This window comes from Sinorhizobium terangae, assembly GCF_009601505.1.
Taxonomy (GTDB): domain Bacteria; phylum Pseudomonadota; class Alphaproteobacteria; order Rhizobiales; family Rhizobiaceae; genus Sinorhizobium; species Sinorhizobium terangae.
This window is the reverse complement of sequence record NZ_WITC01000017.1, coordinates 1-19,699: the sequence shown is the minus strand read 5'-3', so window position 1 is coordinate 19,699 and position 19,699 is coordinate 1. Positions and strand designations below refer to the sequence as shown.

General features: G+C 63.4%; 16 protein-coding genes. 9 read left to right on the top strand and 7 right to left on the bottom strand.

All coding sequences use genetic code 11. The annotated features are described in order from the left end of the window. Positions 1 to 8 precede the first annotated feature (8 nt). The 3 genes from GHK62_RS01890 to GHK62_RS01880 form a co-directional block, all read right to left on the bottom strand. A complete protein-coding gene (locus GHK62_RS01890; RefSeq protein ID WP_153436660.1) occupies positions 9 to 1,079 on the bottom strand; it encodes an ABC transporter ATP-binding protein in 1,071 nt (356 codons plus the stop codon). A gap of 89 nt (positions 1,080 to 1,168) precedes the next feature. Further along, entirely contained in the window at positions 1,169 to 2,686 is a 1,518-nt protein-coding gene (gene glpD, locus GHK62_RS01885) for a glycerol-3-phosphate dehydrogenase (RefSeq protein ID WP_184108649.1), read from the bottom strand. Between the two features lie 129 nt (positions 2,687 to 2,815). Next, positions 2,816 to 3,580 carry a DeoR/GlpR family DNA-binding transcription regulator gene (locus GHK62_RS01880; RefSeq protein ID WP_153436658.1) on the bottom strand — a complete coding sequence of 255 codons (765 nt, stop codon included), beginning with the start codon at positions 3,578 to 3,580 and terminating at the stop codon, positions 2,816 to 2,818. Between the two features lie 269 nt (positions 3,581 to 3,849). On the opposite strand from GHK62_RS01880, the gene GHK62_RS01875 reads away from it, so the two are divergent. The 7 genes from GHK62_RS01875 to GHK62_RS01845 all read left to right on the top strand — a co-directional run bounded on the left by GHK62_RS01875 (position 3,850) and on the right by GHK62_RS01845 (position 12,105). Next, positions 3,850 to 4,620 carry an SDR family NAD(P)-dependent oxidoreductase gene (locus GHK62_RS01875; protein ID WP_153436657.1) on the top strand — a complete coding sequence of 257 codons (771 nt, stop codon included), beginning with the start codon at positions 3,850 to 3,852 and terminating at the stop codon, positions 4,618 to 4,620. A 122-nt stretch (positions 4,621 to 4,742) separates the two neighbouring features. After that, positions 4,743 to 5,657, top strand: coding sequence for a LysR family transcriptional regulator (locus GHK62_RS01870; RefSeq protein ID WP_153436656.1), 915 nt, complete (start codon positions 4,743 to 4,745; stop codon positions 5,655 to 5,657). Between the two features lie 240 nt (positions 5,658 to 5,897). Further along, entirely contained in the window at positions 5,898 to 6,377 is a 480-nt protein-coding gene (locus GHK62_RS01865) for a formate dehydrogenase subunit gamma (protein WP_184108651.1), read from the top strand. Continuing rightward, on the top strand, positions 6,374 to 7,930 hold the full coding sequence (locus tag GHK62_RS01860; protein WP_153436655.1) for a formate dehydrogenase beta subunit: 1,557 nt from the start codon (positions 6,374 to 6,376) through the stop codon (positions 7,928 to 7,930). The genes GHK62_RS01865 and GHK62_RS01860 overlap by 4 nt, the downstream gene beginning before the upstream one ends. Before the next feature lie 224 nt (positions 7,931 to 8,154). After that, positions 8,155 to 11,037, top strand: coding sequence for a formate dehydrogenase subunit alpha (gene fdhF / locus GHK62_RS01855; protein ID WP_153436654.1), 2,883 nt, complete (start codon positions 8,155 to 8,157; stop codon positions 11,035 to 11,037). Positions 11,038 to 11,057: 20 nt separating this feature from the next. Continuing rightward, the gene (gene fdhD, locus GHK62_RS01850; protein WP_153436653.1) at positions 11,058 to 11,885 is read left to right on the top strand and encodes a formate dehydrogenase accessory sulfurtransferase FdhD; all 828 of its coding nucleotides are present in this window, start codon (positions 11,058 to 11,060) and stop codon (positions 11,883 to 11,885) included. Further along, entirely contained in the window at positions 11,875 to 12,105 is a 231-nt protein-coding gene (locus GHK62_RS01845) for a formate dehydrogenase subunit delta (protein WP_153436652.1), read from the top strand. The genes fdhD and GHK62_RS01845 overlap by 11 nt, the downstream gene beginning before the upstream one ends. Before the next feature lie 111 nt (positions 12,106 to 12,216). On the opposite strand, the gene GHK62_RS01840 is transcribed toward GHK62_RS01845, so the two are convergent. From GHK62_RS01840 to rocF, 3 genes are all read right to left on the bottom strand, one after another. Then, a complete protein-coding gene (locus GHK62_RS01840; RefSeq protein ID WP_153436651.1) occupies positions 12,217 to 12,696 on the bottom strand; it encodes a chemotaxis protein CheW in 480 nt (159 codons plus the stop codon). Positions 12,697 to 12,926: 230 nt separating this feature from the next. Beyond that, positions 12,927 to 14,132 carry an ornithine--oxo-acid transaminase gene (gene rocD / locus GHK62_RS01835; protein WP_153436650.1) on the bottom strand — a complete coding sequence of 402 codons (1,206 nt, stop codon included), beginning with the start codon at positions 14,130 to 14,132 and terminating at the stop codon, positions 12,927 to 12,929. A 78-nt stretch (positions 14,133 to 14,210) separates the two neighbouring features. After that, the gene (gene rocF, locus GHK62_RS01830; RefSeq protein ID WP_153436649.1) at positions 14,211 to 15,134 is read right to left on the bottom strand and encodes an arginase; all 924 of its coding nucleotides are present in this window, start codon (positions 15,132 to 15,134) and stop codon (positions 14,211 to 14,213) included. Positions 15,135 to 15,274: 140 nt separating this feature from the next. Between rocF and GHK62_RS01825 the strand changes: the two genes are divergently transcribed. Beyond that, complete coding sequence (locus tag GHK62_RS01825) at positions 15,275 to 15,709, top strand: Lrp/AsnC family transcriptional regulator (RefSeq protein WP_153436648.1); 435 nt, start codon at positions 15,275 to 15,277, stop codon at positions 15,707 to 15,709. 237 nt (positions 15,710 to 15,946) lie between these two features. Further along, on the top strand, positions 15,947 to 16,423 hold the full coding sequence (locus tag GHK62_RS01820; protein ID WP_153436647.1) for a VOC family protein: 477 nt from the start codon (positions 15,947 to 15,949) through the stop codon (positions 16,421 to 16,423). A 135-nt stretch (positions 16,424 to 16,558) separates the two neighbouring features. On the opposite strand, the gene GHK62_RS01815 is transcribed toward GHK62_RS01820, so the two are convergent. Continuing rightward, a partial coding sequence (locus GHK62_RS01815; RefSeq protein ID WP_167528125.1) for a translocation/assembly module TamB domain-containing protein occupies positions 16,559 to 19,699 on the bottom strand: 3,141 nt, incomplete at its 5' end.

Below are 19,699 nucleotides of genomic sequence, written 5' to 3'. Positions count from 1 at the left end.
GCGCCGCCTCAGGCCGTTCCGCCGATCGCGCGACCGTCCGGCCCGAAGGCCATCAGGTGGCGTGTATCGACAAAGACTTTGAGAACCGCGTCTGGTTCGATGTCGTGAATGCCGGGCGCGAGCATGACCCAGCGCGCGCCGGCAAAGCTGACGTGAATGAAGCTCTCCGAGCCTGCGATTTCAGAGATCGCCGTCTTGACGGTAAGCGCATTGCCGCTGCCGTTCGGCGGATCGAAAGAAAGGTGGTGCGGCTGGAAGGCGACGGTGCAGGGGCCGTCGGGAACGGCCGAAAGATGGGCCGGGACGGTAAGCACGGGCTTTCCATCGAGCGTGAAATTCGCTCCCGTCTTCACGAGCTCGATCGTGTTCAGCGGCGGATCGGCGAAAGTGCGCGCGGTGACGATGTCGATCGGGCGGCGATAAACGTCGATCGTGCGGCCGAACTGGGTGATGCGGCCCTCGCTCAAGGTGGCGGTATTGCCGCCGAGCAGCAGGGCCTCGGACGGCTCGGTCGTTGCATAGACGAAGATCGCACCGGAGGCGGCGAAAATCTTCGGCAATTCCTCGCGCAGTTCCTCGCGCAGCTTGTAGTCGAGATTGGCGAGCGGTTCGTCGAGCAGCACCAGGTCGGCGTTCTTGACGATCGCTCGTGCAAGCGCGGTGCGCTGCTGCTGGCCGCCGGAAAGGTTCAAGGGTGTGCGGTCGAGATAGGGGGTGAGCTTCAGGAGCTCGGCCGCCTTGCGCACGTCCCGATCGACGGTTGCGCCATCGGCGCCCTTGATGCGCATTGGGGAGGCGATGTTGTCGTACACCGTCATCGCCGGATAATTGATGAACTGCTGGTAGACCATGGCGACGGAGCGTTGCTGCACCGGCAGGCCGGTGACGTCGGCGCCATCAAAGCGAAGCGATCCGGAGGCGGGCTTGTCGAGACCGGCCATCAGCCGCATCAGCGACGTCTTGCCGGAGAGCGTGGGGCCGAGCAGCACATTGAGCGACCCCCTCTCCAGCACAAGGTCGGTTGGGTGGATATGGGTCTCCCCGCCCACGACCTTGGATATGTTCTTCATTTCAAGCATCGAATTCTCCGGTGTTCCACCCAGCCATCGGCAGTCTCAAATTGCACGGTCTCGGAGGGGGATTTTGGTTTTCCGCCTGCGTACCGTGCCTAGGCGGCAGCGTTGGCCGCGCCCTGCATGTACTCCTCCAGCTCCGCGGCCTCCGCCGGCGAGAGCTTCAGTCCCAGTTTCGTCCGGCGCCACAGCACGTCCTCCGCGCACCGCGCCCATTCCTGCTCGATCAGCCAATTGACTTCGGTTTCGTAGAGATCGGCTCCGAAACGCCTTCCGAGATCGGTCTCGCTCGCCGCCTTTCCGAGAAGCCGGGCCGCCCGCGTGCCGTAGAGCCGCACGAGGCGGCGCGCGTGTGAACTGGCGAGAAAAGGGTAGCGCGCCTTGAGGCTGGCGACCTCGGCGTCGTAGCCGGTAGCGGGAAAATCGCCGCCCGGCAGGTTCGATCCGGCGGTCCATTTCCGGCCCTTGACTCCGATTGCCTCGCCAATTTTTTCGAGTGCAGACTCACTCAGCCGCCGATAGGTCGTGAGCTTGCCGCCGAAAATGTTCAAGAGCGGCGCCTGGCCGTTCTCACCCTCGAGGCGCAGCACGTAATCGCGGGTCGCCTCCTGCGCCTTGCTGGCGCCGTCGTCGAACAGCGGGCGCACCGCCGAATAGGTCCAGACGATGTCGTCGCGCGTTACCGGATCGGTGAAGTATTCGCTCGCCGCCTTGCAGAGATATTCGATCTCGGCGTCGCTGATCCGCGCCTCCGCGGGGTTGCCGTCGAAATCGTGGTCGGTCGTGCCGATCAGGGTGAAATCGTTCTCGTAGGGAATGGCGAAGATGATCCGCCCGTCCGGGTTCTGGAAGAAATAGGCGCGCGGATCGTCGAACTTCTTGTTCACGACGATATGGCTGCCCTGGACGAGGCGCACATTGTGCACGTCGTTCTTGCCGATCGTGTCGGCAAGCACGCGATCCACCCAGGGACCGGTGGCATTGACGAGCATTCGGGCACGCAGGGTTGCGCGCGCGCCGGTCACCATGTTTTCCGTTTCGATAGTCCAGTGTCCGTCGTTGCGGCGCGCCGAGACGACTCGGGTGCGCGGCATGACCCGCGCCCCGCGATCGGCGGCGTCGCGCGCGTTCAGCACCACCAGCCGCGCATCGTTGACCCAGCCATCGGAATATTCGAATGCCTTGGTGAAAAGCCGCTTCAGCGGCGCTCCCGCCGGGTCGCGGGTCATGTCCAGCGTCCGGGTCGGGGGCAGCAGCTTGCGACCGCCGATATGATCATAGAGAAACAGGCCGAGGCGGATGAGCCAAGCGGGGCGTAGACCGCCTTTATGGAAGGGCAGCACGAAGCGCATCGGCCAGATGACATGCGGTGCCATCGCCCACAATATCTCGCGCTCCATCAGCGCCTCGCGGACGAGGCGGAACTCATAATATTCGAGATAGCGCAGACCGCCGTGAATAAGCTTGGTGGAGCCGGACGATGTGCCGGAAGCGAAATCCTTCATTTCGGCCAATGCGACGGAATAACCCCGACCGACCGCATCGCGTGCAATGCCGCATCCGTTGATGCCGCCGCCTATTACGAAGACGTCGAAGATCGTCTGCTCTGGCACTGTATTTCCCCTCCGCATTTCGCAATGCACAAATTGATGCGGCTGCGAAAGTGAAATCAGTTAAAACGAAAATATATCGAATGTCAAACGAATGTTTCCGCGAAGCCGGGCCCCGCAAAGCGGTCCGAGTCAGGCATCGGTCTCGACCAGCCGAACGTCCTGTTCCGCGCATATTTTCCGAACATTTTCAATGATGCAGCGGTCGGTGATAAAAGTCTGGACCTGGGAGATGTGGCCGATCCTGACCGGTGCGGTTCGTTCGAATTTCGTGGAGTCCGAAACGAGAATGACGTGCCGCGCATTGGCGATGATCGCCTGGGCGACTTTCACTTCCCGGTAATCGAAATCGAGAAGTGCGCCGTCGTGGTCGATCGCCGAGGCTCCGATGACGGCAAAGTCCACCTTGAACTGCTTGATGAAGTCGACGGCGGCCTCGCCGACGATGCCGCCGTCTGAGCCACGCACGACACCGCCCGCAATCACCACCTCGATCGACGGGAATACGCGCAACCTGTTGGCAACATTGATGTTGTTGGTGATCACCATCAATTCCTTGTGGTCGAGCAGCGCTTCTCCCACCGCTTCGGTGGTGGTGCCGATATTGATGAACAGCGAGGCGTTGTCAGGGATAAGCGCGGCGGCGGCGCGGCCGATCGCCTGCTTCTCGGTCGCGGCGATCTGGCGGCGTGCGTCATATTTGACGTTTTCCTTGCCGCTCGGGAAGATGGCGCCACCGTGGATGCGGTTAAGCACCCTTGCGTCGCAGAGATCGTTGAGATCCTTGCGGATCGTTTGCGGCGTCACTGAAAAGCGCTGGGCAAGCTCCTCGACAAGCACGCGCCCCTCTGTTTTTGCCAGTTCCAGGATTTCTGCCTGCCGCCCGCTGAGATACATTCCGGCTCCCCAGTTTTCGTTTTTTTTCATAATATGCAAAAACGAAAGCCATGCAATTTCAGAAGTCGGCGTTCTTGCATGATGCCGGTTTCGCGGCAACCGCTGGCTCGCCCATGTTGCAATCCGGCAATGGATGGGCGAGCCTGTCGGTCTGTCAGGCCAGGAGAAGAGATTGTGGCGCTCTTTTCTCCCGCGTTCTGCTTCAATTTATGGCTGTTGATCGGCGCGTGTGATCCGGACTGGGATTTGGGGTCAGAGGGGGGAAGGGCATGTTTCATCCGGCCTTGTTCAAGGGCATGAACGTGGTGGTGACCGGCGGTGGCCGGGGTATCGGGCTGGAGGTTGCGCGACAGTTTCTCGATTGTGGCGCGCATGTCCTTGTCCACATGGGCAGGACGGTCGCCCGCGAACGGCACGATTTTCTCGAGTTGGCCGCAACCGAGGGCAGGGCGTTTCTTTGCGCCGCCGATTTTCTCGTCGCTGGCGGCGTCGAAACTCTGGCGGATGCCGTCCGGGAGCGCTTCGACAGGGTCGATGTCCTCATCAACAATGCCGGCACGATGGTCGGGCGCTTCCCGGCAGCCGACCTGACCGACGAAGACTATCGCACCGTCGTGCAGCTCAACCAGACGTCGGTCGTCGAGATGACGCGGGCGATGTTGCCGCTGCTGCGCAGGGGCACCCATCCTGCGATCGTCAACACGGTATCGATCTCCGCCTCGACCGGCGGCAGCGCCGGCTCGTCGATCTACTCTGCCACCAAAGCTTTCGTCGCGACCTATTCGAAGGCACTGGCGCGCGAACTGGCGCCGGAGGGCATCCGCGTCAATTGCGTCTCGCCGGGAACGATCGCCACCGATTTCCATGAACGCTATTCGTCGCCGGAGAAACTCGAGGCAACGCGCAAGACGATCCCGCTCGGCCGGCTCGGCTCAGCCGAGGATTGTGCGCCAGCCTATCTCTTTCTCGCGTCCCATGCGCTTTCGGGCTATATCACCGGCCAGGTGCTGGAGGTGAACGGCGGGCAGCTCATTGCTTGAGCGGAATCCGCTGTCTAGCTGCCCTCATCCGCCTGCCGGCACCTTCTCTCCGCAAGGGGGCGAAGGGACAAGCGACACGGGGGAGAGGGGTAGGTCAAATCATCGCGACCTAAAGGCCAGGAATGATCGATAAGCTGGAGTTCTTTCTCGCACTTGCCCGCCAACGGCATTTCGGCCGGGCGGCGGAGGAGTGCGGTGTCACGCAGCCGACCCTTTCGGCGGCGATCCGCCAGCTCGAAGACCAGCTTGGCGTCATGCTCGTCAATCGCGGATCGCGTTACCAAGGTCTGACGCCCGAGGGCCAGCGGGTGCTCGAATGGGCGCGGCGAATCGTCAGCGACACCCGTACCATGCGCGAGGAGATGCGCGCGGCACGCAAAGGTCTGTCCGGGCATATCCGGCTAGCCGCGATCCCGACGACGCTTGCCATGGTACCGATGATCACCGCGCCGTTCCAGGAAAAGCATCCGGATGTGACGTTTTCGGTGCTTTCGACGACGTCGCTGCAGATACTGACGCTTCTGGAAAACCTCGAGATCGACGCGGGCTTGACCTATCTGGAGAACGAGCCGCTCGGCCGCGTGACCGCCGTGCCGCTGCAAATCGAGCAATATCATCTGGTTACCGCTTCCGGCACGCCGCTATCGGATCGCAAAAGCGTGACCTGGAAGGAAGTCAGCAACGTTCGGCTTTGTCTATTGACGGCCGACATGCAGAACCGCCGTATCATCAATCAGCATTTTGCCGAAGCCGGCGCGGTCCCCAGCCCGACACTCGAATCGAATTCGATGATTGTGCTTTTCTCTCACGTCCGCACCGGCCGGTGGGCGAGCATCATGCCCTTCAACGTTGCGAAATCATTCGGTTTTCACGAGGATATCCGGATGATCCCGATCATCGATCCGGATGTCCATCACACGGTCGGCCTGGTCGCCACCTACCGCGAGCCCTTCACGCCGCTAGTCTCCGCGCTCCTGCATGAAGCCCGCATCCTGGGCGAGCGCAACGAGGCCCTGGAACACGTTCACCGAGCCTGAACGCGATCAATTTCAATAAGTTGATGCAAAGGCCGCATTGCGTCTCGTCTTATCCTGCATTGATAGATTTTTCCTATCGATTAACGGAACAGCATTATTGACCCTTCCGGCCTTACGCGCGAAGCTTAATGGGCAAAGATCGACGAGGCTCCGGTCTTTGCCGAGATGAAAACATTCGGCGCTGCAACGGTCGGGCGGAAGGCCTGGTCGCGCCGCGCCAGAGCCGGGAGGGCTCTTCGGGTGAATATTCAGCTGCCGCGCGCAGACGTGGCTGAGCGAACGCTCGCGATTGTCGGTGAACTCAAGGGGCTCGAAGGCCCGCTTCTTCCGATCCTGCATGAAATCCAGGACGAATTCGGCTATGTGCCTGAAGAGTGCTTGCCGGTGATTGCGCGTGAGCTCAACCTTTCGCGCGCCGAAGTTTATGGCGTCGTCACCTTCTACCATGATTTCCGCGAGCACCCGGCCGGGCGTCATGTGCTGAAGCTCTGTCGTGCCGAAGCCTGCCAATCGATGGGCGGCGACCGGCTGGCCGAACGCGCCAAGGCGCTGCTCGGCATCGACTTCCATGAAACGACGCCGGATGGCGCGGTGACGCTGGAGCCCGTCTACTGTCTTGGGCTCTGTTCCTGCTCGCCGTCGGCAATGCTCGACGGTGAGGTGCACGGACGGATCGACGACGCAGAGCTTGAGGCGCTGGTCGCGGAGGCGCGCCGATGACCGTGAAGATCTACATTCCGCAGGATGCCGCCGCACTTGCGCTCGGCGCCGAACGTGTCGCCACGGCGATGGCCGAAGAGATCGCGGCCCGCGGGCTCGACGTCGCTATCGTCCGCAATGGTTCGCGCGGCATGCATTGGCTGGAACCGCTGGTCGAAGTCGAAACCGCCGAGGGCCGCATAGCCTACGGCCCGGTGAAGGCGAGTGACGTCGCTCCGCTTCTGGATGCCGGGCTGGTCTCGGGCGGCGCGCACCCACTCTGTCTCGGGAAGACGGAAGAGATTCCGTTCCTCAAGCAGCAAACGCGGCTGACCTTCGCCCGCTGCGGCGTCACAGACCCGCTGTCGCTCGACGACTATCGCGCCCATGGCGGCCTGCGTGGTCTCGAAAAGGCGGTGGCCATGCAGCCTGCAGCCATTGTTGCGGAGGTAACCGAAAGCGGCCTTCGCGGACGCGGCGGTGCCGGATTCCCGACCGGCATCAAGTGGAAGACGGTTCTCGAGGCGGCGGGTTCGCGCAAATACATCGTCTGCAATGCCGATGAGGGCGACAGCGGCACCTTCGCCGACCGGATGATCATGGAGGGCGATCCCTTCGTGCTGATCGAGGGCATGGCGATCGCCGGCATCGCGACCGGCGCCACGAAGGGCTATGTCTACACGCGCTCCGAATATCCGCACGCGATCGCGGCGATGGAGCAAGCGATCGAGATCGCCCGCGCCGCTGGCGTGCTCGGGGTCTCGATACTCGGTTCCGCTCATGCTTTCGATATGGAAGTCAGGACCGGCGCCGGCGCCTATGTCTGTGGCGAGGAGACCTCGCTTCTGAACAGCCTCGAAGGCAAGCGAGGACTGGTGCGCGCCAAGCCGCCGCTTCCGGCGCACAAGGGTCTGTTTGACTGTCCCACTGTCATCAACAACGTCATCTCGCTCGCCTCCGTGCCGATCATTCTGGACAAGGGCGCGGCATTCTACCGCGACTTCGGCATGGGCCGGTCGCGCGGCACGATCCCGATCCAGATCGCCGGCAACGTCAAGCACAGCGGCCTTTATGAGGCCGCCTTCGGCCTGACGCTCGGCGAGATCGTCGACGAGATCGGCGGCGGCACGGCAAGTGGCCGGCCGGTCAAGGCGGTGCAGGTGGGCGGCCCGCTCGGCGCCTATTTCCCGCGGGCGCTGTTCGACACCCCGTTCGACTACGAGGCCTTCGCAGCCAGGGATGGCCTGATCGGCCATGCCGGAATCGTCGTCTTCGACGACACGGCAGACATGCTGAAGCAGGCGCGCTTCGCCATGGAATTCTGCGCCGTCGAAAGCTGCGGCAAGTGCACGCCCTGCCGCATAGGCTCGACACGCGGCGTCGAGGTCGCGGACAAGATCGCGGCCGGCATCGAGCCTGAGAAGAATCGCGAGCTGCTCGCCGATCTTTGCAACACGATGAAATTCGGCTCGCTCTGCGCGCTCGGCGGCTTCACGCCCTATCCGGTGGTGAGCGCGATGACGCATTTCCCGGAGGATTTCTCGCCGGCTCCGGCGGTGGAGGCTGCGGAATGAACGTGGCGGCCTTTACCCCCCTCTGGCCTGCCGGCCATCTCCCCCACAAGGGGGGAGATCGATGCGCGGCCGGCCACCCGCTCCAACCGAAACGCTTCTGCGAGTGGAATGCCTCGGTGAAGACGCCGAGCGTGCCACATCCATTCTCCCCCCTTGTGGGGGAGATGCCCGGCAGGACAGAGGGGGGTGATCTCTCCCTGAACGCAATTTCTCAGGAGGCCTAAATGTCTCTCATTCATGAAATCGACTACGGCACTCCCGCTTCCAAGTCCGAAAAGCAGGTGACGCTCACCATCGATGGGCGCGAGATCACGGTGCCGGAGGGCACGTCGATCATGCGCGCGGCGATGGAAGCCGGCATCGAGGTGCCGAAGCTCTGTGCCTCCGACATGATGGAAGCCTTCGGCTCCTGCCGCCTCTGTCTGGTCGAGATCGAGGGACGCGCCGGAATGCCGGCCTCGTGCACGACGCCGGTGGCGCCGGGCATCAGCGTCTCGACGCAAACCCAGCGGCTCAAGGACGTCCGCCGCGGCGTGATGGAGCTTTACATCTCCGACCACCCGCTCGACTGCCTGACCTGCGCGGCCAATGGCGACTGCGAACTGCAGGATATGGCCGGCGCCGTGGGCCTGCGCGACGTGCGCTACGGCTATGACGGTGCGAACCACGTCAAGGCACGGAACAATGGTGGCGAGATCAATCTCAAGTGGGCGCCGAAGGACGAATCCAATCCCTATTTCACCTTTGATCCGGCGAAATGCATCGTCTGCTCGCGTTGCGTGCGCGCCTGTGAAGAGGTGCAGGGCACGTTCGCGCTGACGATCGGCGGGCGCGGCTTCGACTCCAAGGTTTCGGCGGGGATGAACGAGGATTTCGTTTCTTCCGAATGCGTCTCCTGCGGCGCCTGCGTGCAGGCCTGCCCGACGGCGACGCTTACCGAAAAATCGGTGATCGAGATCGGCCAGCCGGAACATTCGGTGGTCACCACCTGCGCCTATTGCGGCGTCGGCTGCTCGTTCAAGGCGGAGATGCGCGGCGAGGAACTGGTGCGGATGGTGCCGTGGAAGGACGGCCAGGCAAACCGCGGCCATTCCTGCGTCAAGGGGCGTTTCGCCTATGGCTATTCGAACCACAAGGACCGCATCCTCAATCCGATGATCCGCGAAAAGATCACCGATCCCTGGCGCGAGGTCACCTGGGAAGAGGCGTTTGAGCATGTCGCGTCCGAATTCCGCCGTATCCAGTATCAGTACGGCCGTGATTCCGTCGGCGGCATCACGTCGTCGCGCTGCACCAACGAGGAGACCTATCTGGTGCAGAAGCTGGTGCGCGCCGGCTTCGGCAACAACAATGTCGACACCTGCGCCCGCGTCTGCCACTCGCCGACCGGCTACGGCCTCAACCAGACCTTCGGCACCTCGGCCGGCACGCAGGATTTCGACAGCGTCGAGCATACGGATGTCGCCGTCATCATCGGCGCCAACCCGACCGACGGCCACCCGGTATTCGCTTCGCGGCTCAAAAAGCGCCTGCGCGAAGGCGCTAAATTGATCGTCATCGATCCGCGCCGGATCGACCTCGTTCGCTCCGCCCATGTCGAGGCGTCCTACCACCTGCCGCTGAAGCCCGGCACCAACGTCGCCATCCTGACGTCGATGGCACACGTGATCGTCACCGAAGGGCTCGCCAACGAAGCTTTCATCCGCGAGCGCTGCGACTGGTCGGAATATGAGGACTGGGCCGCATTCGTCGCCGAGCCCTATCACAGCCCGGAAGCGACCGAAGCCTATACCGGCGTTCCAGCCGAGCTGGTGCGCGGCGCGGCGCGCCTTTACGCCACCGGCGGCAACGGCGCCATCTACTACGGCCTTGGCGTCACCGAGCACAGCCAGGGTTCGACCACCGTCATGGCGATCGCCAACCTCGCCATGCTGACCGGCAATATTGGCCGGCCCGGTGTTGGCGTCAATCCGCTGCGCGGCCAGAACAACGTGCAGGGCTCCTGCGACATGGGCTCCTTCCCGCACGAGCTGCCCGGCTATCGGCATATTTCAGACGATGCGACGCGCGACGTCTTCGAGAAGCTCTGGGGCGTGACGCTCAACAACGAGCCGGGCTTGCGTATCCCGAACATGCTCGATGCCGCCGTCGACGGGACCTTCAAGGCGCTCTATATCCAGGGCGAGGATATCCTGCAGTCGGATCCGGACACCAAGCATGTCGCTGCCGGGCTTGCGGCGATGGAGTGCGTCGTCGTGCACGACCTCTTCCTCAACGAAACGGCCAACTACGCCCACGTCTTCCTGCCGGGGTCGACCTTCCTCGAGAAGGACGGCACTTTCACCAATGCCGAGCGCCGGATCAACCGCGTTCGCCGTGTGATGCGGCCGAAGAACGGCTATGCCGATTGGGAGGTGACGCAGAAGCTCGCCCAGGCCATCGGACTTGACTGGAACTATCGCCATCCGTCCGAGATCATGGACGAGATCGCGGCAACGACCCCGACCTTCGCCATGGTCTCCTACGACTATCTGGACAAGATGGGCTCGGTGCAGTGGCCCTGCAACGAAAAGGCGCCGCTTGGTTCACCGATCATGCATGTCGATGGCTTCGTGCGCGGCAAGGGCAAGTTCATCCGCACCGAATTCGTCGCAACCGACGAGAAGACCGGTCCGCGCTTCCCGCTGTTGCTCACCACCGGCCGCATCCTCAGCCAGTACAATGTCGGCGCCCAGACACGGCGCACCGAGAACGTGATCTGGCATGCGGAAGACCGGCTGGAGATCCATCCGCACGACGCCGAGCAGCGCGGCATACGCGACGGCGATTGGGTCAGGCTGGCCAGCCGTGCGGGTGAGACGACGCTGAGATCGTTGATCACCGACCGCGTCGCGCCGGGGGTGGTTTACACCACCTTCCATCACCCGACGACGCAGGCGAACGTCATCACCACCGACTTCTCCGACTGGGCGACCAACTGCCCGGAATACAAGGTGACGGCGGTGCAGGTCTCGCCCTCAAACGGTCCGTCCGACTGGCAGCGCGACTATGACGAGCAGGCGCGGCAGGCGCGCCGGATCGCCGGCAAGCTGGAGGCGGCGGAGTAGGGAGTGCGGGAGCACGTCGCATGACCGGTATCAAGACGAGCGTGAAAGTGGCTGAAGCCGCCCGCCGCGCAGGGACCCTTGTCGCAGGGTCCCGGGTGGTGCCCGAGGAGACGCCGATCGCGTTGACCTATGGCGGCTCCACACACGCGGTGATGATGGCGACGCCCGCCGATTTCGAGGATTTTGCTGTCGGCTTCAGCCTGACCGAAGGCATCATCACTGAACCGGACCAGATCGAGGCTGTCGACGTCGTGGCAGAGGACAAGGGCATCGACCTGCAGATCACCCTTCGGGACGAAGAGAACGACATGCTGCGCCAGCGGCGCCGGCACATGGCCGGCCCGGTCGGTTGCGGTCTCTGCGGCATCGAATCGATCGAGCAGGCCGTCCGCCATACCCCGGATGTCTCGGGGGCGGCACTCAGGCTTTCGCAGATGGACGTCGTCAAGGCCGTCGCACTGCTCAACGGCCAGCAGCCGCTGCATTTCGAGACACGCGCCGTGCACGGCGCGGCGTTCTATGTGCCGGGAAAAGGCCTGATTGCCGTACGCGAGGATGTCGGACGCCACAATGCGCTTGACAAGCTCGTCGGTGCGGCGGCGCGTGCCGGCTTCAAGGGCAGTGAGGGTGCCGTCGTCGTCACCTCGCGCGTATCGGTCGAGATGGTTCAGAAGACTGCGATCATCGGTAGCCCGGTGATCATTGCCATTTCGGCGCCGACGGCGCTCGCCATTCGCACGGCGGAAGAGGCGGGCATGACACTCATCGCGCTCGTGCGCGGCGACGAATTCGAAATTTTCACCCATGCCGCGCGCATACATTCCGGAGCTGTTGCCGATGTCGCCTGATACCAATGCCAAGCTCATCTACATGGCTAACCAGATCGCCACGTTCTTCAAGAGCCAGCCGGCGGCGGAGGCGGCGGCGGGCGTTGCAACCCATATCAACAAATATTGGGAGCCGCGCATGCGCCGCAAGCTGTTCGAGCACATCGAGGCCGGCGGCGAGGGACTGAACCCGCTGGTCCTCGAGGCGGCCGCGAAGATCCGCCGTCCGGAAGCGGCGTAATCTGTTTTCGGCGGTGGGCCGCCCCTCCCCAACCCTCCAGCCTGTCGCCCCGAACGGAAAAGGCCGCCTCACAGGGCGTGAGACGGCCTTCATCCAAGATTAAGCGAAACCTCACGCGGCGAGTTCTTCCACGTCCCGCTCCTTGAACATGCGGGCGAGGTTCAGGAAGCAGATCATGCCCGATTCATTGGCGATGATACCTTCGGCAAAACTCTTGTCGAAGGAGGCCGTCACTTCCGGTACCGGCTGAACCTGGCTGCCCTGAACGGTGAGAATGTCGGAGACGCGGTCGACGACGAGGCCGATGACCATGTTGTGCACTTCAGCGACGACAATCGCGCTGCGTTCGTTGGCGACCGTCGACTTCATTCCGAGCTTGTGGGCAAGGTCGATGATCGGGATTACCGTGCCGCGCAGGTTCATTACGCCGATCACTTCCGGCGGAGAATGCGGAATGGGTGTCGACGGCGCCCAGCCGCGGATTTCGCGGATCGTCGTGGTTTTGACGCAAAATTCCTGATCGTGAAGACGGAACGCTATGATTTCCAGCGTCTCGCCGTCAAATCCGGCCGTTCTCAGTGTGCCTGTCATCGAAGGTCCCTCCAGCTTTCCGGTCGATGCCTCCCGCCGCGAATAAGCGCAGCTTCCAGCCAATCAGGAGGCGTCGTTAGATCCGCCGAGGACATCCGGCGAGGCGCAAGGTGCATCATGCGCGGAGGAATCCGCTTTGCGCTTTGGGGCGCTAGTCTAAGCCGCGATTCGTTAAGACTTGCTTTTGCGGCCGACCCGCCCCGATGCCGGGACGGATCGGAAGTATGGTATCATGCGGAGGCGAGCACGGCGGCGAAATGTTCGACCGCCCAATCGACCTGGTCCTCGGTGATGACGAGGGGCGGGGCGATGCGGATCGTGTCGCCATGGGTGTCCTTGGCGAGAATGCCGCGCGCCTTCAGTGCCTCGCAGTATTTGCGGGCGCCGCCCGCTTCCGGACCCAGCTCGACCGCGAGCATGAGGCCGCGACCGCGGACTTCCTTGATGATGTTGGAGCGGACATCGCGCAGGCCGTTCTGAAAGCGCTCGCCCATCCGGGCGGAATTTTCGATCATGCCCTCTTCGGTGAGCGCCTTCAGCGCGGCCCTCGCAATCGCGCAGGCAAGCGGATTGCCGCCGAAGGTCGAGCCGTGCTGGCCAGGTTTCAGGACGCCGAGTACCTCGGAATTCGAAAGCACGGCCGAGACCGGGTAGAAGCCGCCGGAGAGGGCCTTGCCGATCAGCGTCACATCCGCCTCGATGCCCTCATGCTCTTCCGCAAGCAGCTTGCCGGTGCGGCCGAGACCAGTCTGGATTTCGTCGAGAATGAGCGTGATGCCGTGCTTCGTGCAGAGCTCGCGAACCCCGGCGAAATATCCAGTCGGCGGCACGATCACGCCGGCTTCGCCCTGGATCGGCTCGACAAGGAACGCGACCGTATTTTCGTTGATCGCTTCGCGGAAGGCGTCGATGTCGCCGAAGGGAACGATCGTGAAACCCGGCGCAAAAGGTCCGAAGCCGCTGCGGGCGTCCGGATCGGTCGAAAAGCCGACGATGCCCATGGTGCGGCCGTGGAAGTTGTTGGAGCAGACGATGATCTCCGCCTTGTCGTCGGCAACGCCCTTGACCTCGTAACCCCATTTGCGCACGGCCTTGATGGCGGTCTCGACCGCCTCGGCGCCGGAGTTCATCGGCAGCACCTTGTGCGAGCCGGTAAGCGCCGCGATCTCCTCGTAGAAATGCGCGAGCTGGTCGTTGCGGAAGGCGCGCGATGTGAGCGTCAGCTTCTGCGCCTGCTCGATCATCGCCTTGAAGATCTTCGGATGACAATGGCCCTGGTTGACGGCGGAATAGGCCGAGAGGCAGTCGAGATAACGATTGCCGTCGATATCCCAGACATAGACGCCTTCGCCGCGCGAGAGCACGACGTCGAGTGGCTTGTAGTTATGGGCGCCCAGCCGGTATTCGGTTTCAATCAGGGCCTCGGTTGTTGTCATCAATGATCCTCCAGGTTGTATGTTGGCGCCGCGCCTCCCATGGCCATGCGCGGGATCGCCGGGACGTCTCGGCTGCTTTCAGGCGCTGCGGGTCGGCCGGTCAAGAATGCGGCGGCCGAAGAGGCTTGCGGTCAGTTCCACCAGAATACGGGCGCTCTTGCCGCGGTCGTCGAGGAAGGGATTGAGTTCGACGACGTCGAGCGACGAGACGAGATCGCTGTCGCACAGCATCTCCATGATCAAATGCGCTTCGCGGAATGTCGCGCCGCCCGGCACGGTCGTGCCGACACCGGGCGCGATTTCCGGATCCATGAAATCGACGTCGAGGCTCACATGCAGGAGGCCGTTGGCGGCGCGGACCTCATCAAGGATCTGACGCATGATGTGGGCCATGCCGATCTCATCGACGGCGCGCATGTCGTAGACCTTGACGCCGTGCTCGGCGATCTCCTCACGCTCGCGCGCGTCGACCGAGCGAATGCCGATCTGATAAACCTTCTTCGGGTCGACCAGCGGCCGGTCGCTGGCGAGGACCGGGGCGAATTCCGCCTCGCCGCAGAAGAAGGCGACAGGCATGCCATGCATGTTGCCGGAGGGCGACGTGTCGGGCGAATTGAAGTCGGCATGCGCATCGAGCCAGAGGACGAAAAGCGGCCGGCCGGCTTCATCGGCGTAGCGGGCCATGCCGGAGACGCTGCCCATGGAAAGCGCGTGGTCGCCGCCGAGGATGATCGGGAAATGCCCCTTGCGGGCGGCGTCGTGCACGGCGTCGTTCAAGGCCCGGGCGAAGGCTGCGACCATCTGCAGATTGTTGGCGCGCGGATGATTGGCGAGGTCGCGCGCCGGCAGCGGCCGGACGTCGCCTTCGTCGTGAACCGTATGGCCGAGTTCGGCCAGAACCGTGTCGATGCCGGCGATCCTCAACGCTGTCGGGCCCATGGCCGCGCCGCGCCGTCCGGAGCCTTCTTCGATGGGTGCGCCGATCAAGGTGATGGTCTTCATTTCCGCCCTTTTCCTTCCTCTGATTCCCGCGAGAGTGGCGCGGATTATCGTCAAAAGGCATGACAGCAAAAAGATGGAAAACTGTCGATTGGAAGGCTATTGTTGCCGTATTGATAAGACGAATCTGGCAAATTGCAAACATGGACGATCTCGATCAAACCCTTATTAGCGCGCTCAGACAGAATGCGCGCACACCCGTGTCGAAGCTCTCGGCGATAACGGGCGTGTCGCGCGCAACCGTTGCCGCGCGCATTGATCGGCTGGTGGCAAACGGAACCATCGCGGCCTTCACGATCCGCACGGGGTCCGAAATTCCGGCTTCCGGCGTGCGCGCCGTCGTCATGATCGAGGTTCACGGCAAGATGGCCGATCGCGTCGCGGATCAATTGCGCGGCCTGCCGCAGGTCAGGGCGCTGCACAGCACCAACGGGCGGTGGGATTTCATCGCCGAGCTCGAGGATCGCGACCTCGTCAGCTTCGACGAGACGCTGAGGCGCATTCGGCTGATCGACGGCATCACCGTGACCGAGACCAACATCCTCCTGAAGACCAGCAAGATGAGTGGAGCGTTCTGACGCGGCTGCATGTCTCCTGAATCGGAGCCGACCCAAGGAATCATGCGGCACCTCAAAGCGCGATCGCGCCATCCTTTTCGCGGGGCCGCAAGCTAATTTGTTCTTGATTTGTTCTGATTTCCCTGTAAGATATCCAACCTCAGCGAAAAAGAGAGGCAGAAGGACTGCGCGGCGTCCGCCCGCATCCGTTCTCATTCATTGCAAACCGGTCACGTATCGCGATCCAGGGAGGTTGTCATGGCCATGTACAATGGCGGCCCGGCACGGCAGATGTGCATAAAGCTGTTCGTCAGGCATGGGGACGAGGAGCGAGCGATCGCCTTCTATCGTGATGTCTTCGGCGCCGAGCTTCTGCAGCGCCATGAGTGGAGCGGTATCCTGACGAGCGCCGATCTCTGCCTCGGCGATTCCATCTTCCGGGTGGCTGGCGCCAATCCGCGACGGGACGCCGAGCCGGGCCTCGGCGGGCCGCGATCGCCGCATGCACTCGGCACGACGGCGGCGATCCTTGAACTCCATGTCGACGACGTGGATCGGGTGCTCGGACGGGCGATCGGTTCTGGCGCGAGCCTGCGCAATGCCGCCGAAACGTTGCCAACGGGAGATAGGGTCGGCGCCCTCATCGACCCGTTCGGACATATCTGGGCGCTGTTCACCGCCATGGACGAAAGCGAAGTGGTGGACGCGTTTGGAGTCGACCGAAATGCGGCTTGACGCGAGGCTCCGCTCACCCCTTCCCAATGCCCTTCCCTGGGAGTGGGGCACCTTCTCCCCGTCCTGACGGGGAGAAGGAACAGGCCGCGTCCGACCGGCAAATTCCCGTCCCCTCTTCCCCGCTTGCGGGGCTCTCTAATATTCCCTCTCGAAGAACACGCCGCCGGCAGCTGAGCCGTCGCCTGCGGCTTCGCCCTTCAGCTTAACGCCCCTTCCGACATCGAAATTGATCACAGCCTTGCTGGAGCTCGAATCCGAGCCCTGCTGCAATTCGAGGTACGTGCGGTCGTTGAGGTACTTGCCGGCGCGCACCTGGGCGCCGCCGCTCTCATCGGTCGTGATGTCGAGATCGTCGACGCCGAGTTTGTTGCGCAGACCGTCGAGCACGGATGTCGAACCGCCGCCGGCGAGCTGGCTGACGGCCGAGGCGAGCTGGGCGATCTGGAATGCCGACAGGTTGGAAAGGGACCGGTTGAAGATAAGGCGCGCCAGAATTTCATCCTGAGGCAGCGCCGGCGAGGAGGAGAAGGTCACCTGCGGATTGTTGGCAAGCCCGGAGACATTGACGGTGATGGTCGTCGAGCCGGCGCTCGAGGTGGCGTCGAGGTCGAGCGTCGGGATCAGGTCGCCGCCGAAACCGATCCGCCCGCGCGTAAACGTCAGGCGCTTGCCGAGAATTTCGAGCCGCCCGCGGCGCATGTCGAAGCCGCCGGCAACGATCGGCTGCACGGCTGTGCCCCGGATCGTCAGCTCGCCGCCGAGCTCAGCGTCGATGCCGCGCCCGCGCACGAAAAACTGTCCTGGAGCACTGACGACAAGGTCGAACGCAATGACGCCCTGAGCCTGGACCCCGACGCCCGCGGAAGTATCCCTGCGAACGCTCCTTGCCATCTGCTGCACTTTGGCCGGGGCGTTCCTGTGCTTGATGTCGATCTCGGATAGAGAGGTGGGCAGTTTTTCTGGAACGGTGATTGCCGCGCGGCGGATCGTCAGCCTGCCGCCGAGCACGGGAGTGGCGACCAGCGGACCTCTCAGCGTCAGGTCGCCAGCGAGGTTTGCGGTAAAGAGCGTGCCGTCGACATAGGTGGCGTTGTTGAGGCGGATCCTCAAATCCGCAGGGAAACCGGAACCGGCCGCAATCCCGACGGTCCCGCTCGCCTCGATCGAGCCGCCCGTGGCAAGATTGGTGGAGAGCCTCGAAATCGTCGCCTGTCTGCCGTCGAGTGTGACATTTGCTGCGATGTCGTTGAAAGCGAGATTGCGCCGGACGTCGACCAGCCGGCCACCGGCCGTCGTGATTGTCCCGGAGATCTGCGGAGCCTTCGCCGGGCCGGAAACCGAGAGATCGATCGTTGCCGAGCCTGTGAGCGTGAAGCCGTTTTCCGCCATGATACCGGCAAGCAGCGCGAAGGGCACGTTGCCGGAGAATTTCATCGAAAGAGGCATCGTGCCGCCAAGCTCGACGCTGCCGCCGCCCCTGATGGAAAGCCCGGAAGCGCCCGACAATACGGTATCGAGCGTGACGCGATTGTCGACGAGCCGACCTTTGGCGGTAATGTCGACCGCGCTGACGCCCGCCGAACGCACCTGCGCCAAAGAAGCGCCGCTCCATTTGAGATCGTATCCGACCACCGGTGCGGCCGGGGTGCCATCGAAGTCAACCGTTCCGGCGATCGTGCCTTCGGCGCCAAGGGTGGGTGCGAAGGTGTTGATCAGAGCGGCGGGCATTGCGTTCAATCGTGCCGAAAGGTCGAGCTTTTCCCCCGCTGTGCCGGTGATTGTGATCGTACCTCGGGACGCCTGAATGACAAGGTCCATGAGACGCACGACGCCGTTGTCGATCGCCACAACGGTCGGCTCGGCGAGCTTCAACGGAAGTCGCTTCGGCGTCGCCGAGAAGGAGGCAAGGCGGATTTCCGTGCGGCCGGCAGCGCTCGAAAGATCGCCCTTGGCCGCCAGCGGTCCGCCATCATAGTTTCCGTCGATCGAAAAACCTGTCCTGCCCGCCTGTTGCTCGAAAGCGAGATTGAGGCCGGAAACGCGATTCTGCCCCTGCGCGATGCTGTCCGCCCGGATGCTGCCCCGGATCGCGAGCGCTGCGACATCGGCAATGCTGATGTCCGCGACAGGTTTTGCGATCGTCAAGGCGTCGCGCTTGATGCCGCTGCCGCTTGCCTTGACTGACACGGAGGTGACGCCATCGACGGTGCGGACCGTTGCGGAACCGGCGAGATCGCCGGATGCGGTCTGGCCAGCCATGGCGGCCAAGAGGCCGAGATCGGGCAGGTTGAAGTCGATCGTGCCATCCGGCTTGAAGTCGGGCGTCAGGTTGAGCGCGCCAGTCAGCCGGTTGTCGCCGATCCTTGCCTGCAAGGTCGGGATCGTCGTGCGGCCGTTCTCGGAGACCACGTCGGCACGCACATCGATCGCCTGGCCGCCGAGCGCGCCGGTTGCCGTCAGCTTGGCTTGCGGGCTGCCGGGCTTGGCTGTCACGTCGGCATTGATCGCCAGGTCCGTCAGGTTGCGGCCGGCCAGCGTTGCGCCGCTGGAGGTCATCTGAGCCTTGATGCCGAGTTCGTTGAGCGGGCCGGAGATGTCGGCGTTGAACGCCGCGTTGCCCTCAGCGTCCGCCAGCAATTTGCCGAGGTTGGGAAGCGTGCCTTCGATCGCCGCCGTCAGCGCGCCATCGGCAAGCGCGGCGGTGCCGCGGGCGTCGACGGTGCCGGACGAGAGATCAAGCGCGCTCAGTCGGACGCTGCCGCCTTCGCCGGTCTCGACCTTGCCGGAGATCGCGATCGTCCTGTCGAACTTCGTGGCGAGGCCGGGCGGCAGCAGATGCGGCTCGGCGAAGAGCTTGAAGTCGGCAGCGGCGGTTGCATTCGCGCGGTTGAGGCGGCCGGTGACGTTGCCGCGGAAGGCGCCGCTTTCGATCGTCAGCGGATCGAAGCGGACTTCGCCTTCGGCAACCGTGATCGTGCCTTTCGCCGTGACGTCCTGCGCGACGATGCCGGTGGAGCGAACCGACGCAATGGAGGCGCCGTTCCAGACGAGATCGTAGCCGACCACCGGCGCTGCGGCCGCCCCGCTGACATTGACGGTGCCGCCGATCGCGCCCTCGGCGCCGAGCGTCGGGGCGAAGGTGTTGATCAGGGTGGCGGGAAGCGCGTTGATTTGCGCCGAGATATCGAGTTGCTCGCCAACGGTGCCCGCGACGTCAATCGCGCCGTCCGACGCGAGAATGGTGAGATCGTCGAGGCGAACAACGCCGCTTTCGAT

Excerpts from the sequence above, each read along its gene's own strand:
- GHK62_RS01890 (WP_153436660.1), bottom strand. The coding sequence starts at position 1,079 with ATGCTTGAAATGAAGAACATATCCAAGGTCGTGGGCGGGGAGACCCAT.
- GHK62_RS01880 (WP_153436658.1), bottom strand. The coding sequence starts at position 3,580 with ATGTATCTCAGCGGGCGGCAGGCAGAAATCCTGGAACTGGCAAAAACA.
- GHK62_RS01875 (WP_153436657.1), top strand. The coding sequence starts at position 3,850 with ATGTTTCATCCGGCCTTGTTCAAGGGCATGAACGTGGTGGTGACCGGC.
- GHK62_RS01870 (WP_153436656.1), top strand. The coding sequence starts at position 4,743 with ATGATCGATAAGCTGGAGTTCTTTCTCGCACTTGCCCGCCAACGGCAT.
- GHK62_RS01860 (WP_153436655.1), top strand. The coding sequence starts at position 6,374 with ATGACCGTGAAGATCTACATTCCGCAGGATGCCGCCGCACTTGCGCTC.
- fdhF (WP_153436654.1), top strand. The coding sequence starts at position 8,155 with ATGTCTCTCATTCATGAAATCGACTACGGCACTCCCGCTTCCAAGTCC.
- fdhD (WP_153436653.1), top strand. The coding sequence starts at position 11,058 with ATGACCGGTATCAAGACGAGCGTGAAAGTGGCTGAAGCCGCCCGCCGC.
- GHK62_RS01845 (WP_153436652.1), top strand. The coding sequence starts at position 11,875 with ATGTCGCCTGATACCAATGCCAAGCTCATCTACATGGCTAACCAGATC.
- GHK62_RS01840 (WP_153436651.1), bottom strand. The coding sequence starts at position 12,696 with ATGACAGGCACACTGAGAACGGCCGGATTTGACGGCGAGACGCTGGAA.
- rocD (WP_153436650.1), bottom strand. The coding sequence starts at position 14,132 with ATGACAACAACCGAGGCCCTGATTGAAACCGAATACCGGCTGGGCGCC.
- rocF (WP_153436649.1), bottom strand. The coding sequence starts at position 15,134 with ATGAAGACCATCACCTTGATCGGCGCACCCATCGAAGAAGGCTCCGGA.
- GHK62_RS01825 (WP_153436648.1), top strand. The coding sequence starts at position 15,275 with ATGGACGATCTCGATCAAACCCTTATTAGCGCGCTCAGACAGAATGCG.
- GHK62_RS01820 (WP_153436647.1), top strand. The coding sequence starts at position 15,947 with ATGGCCATGTACAATGGCGGCCCGGCACGGCAGATGTGCATAAAGCTG.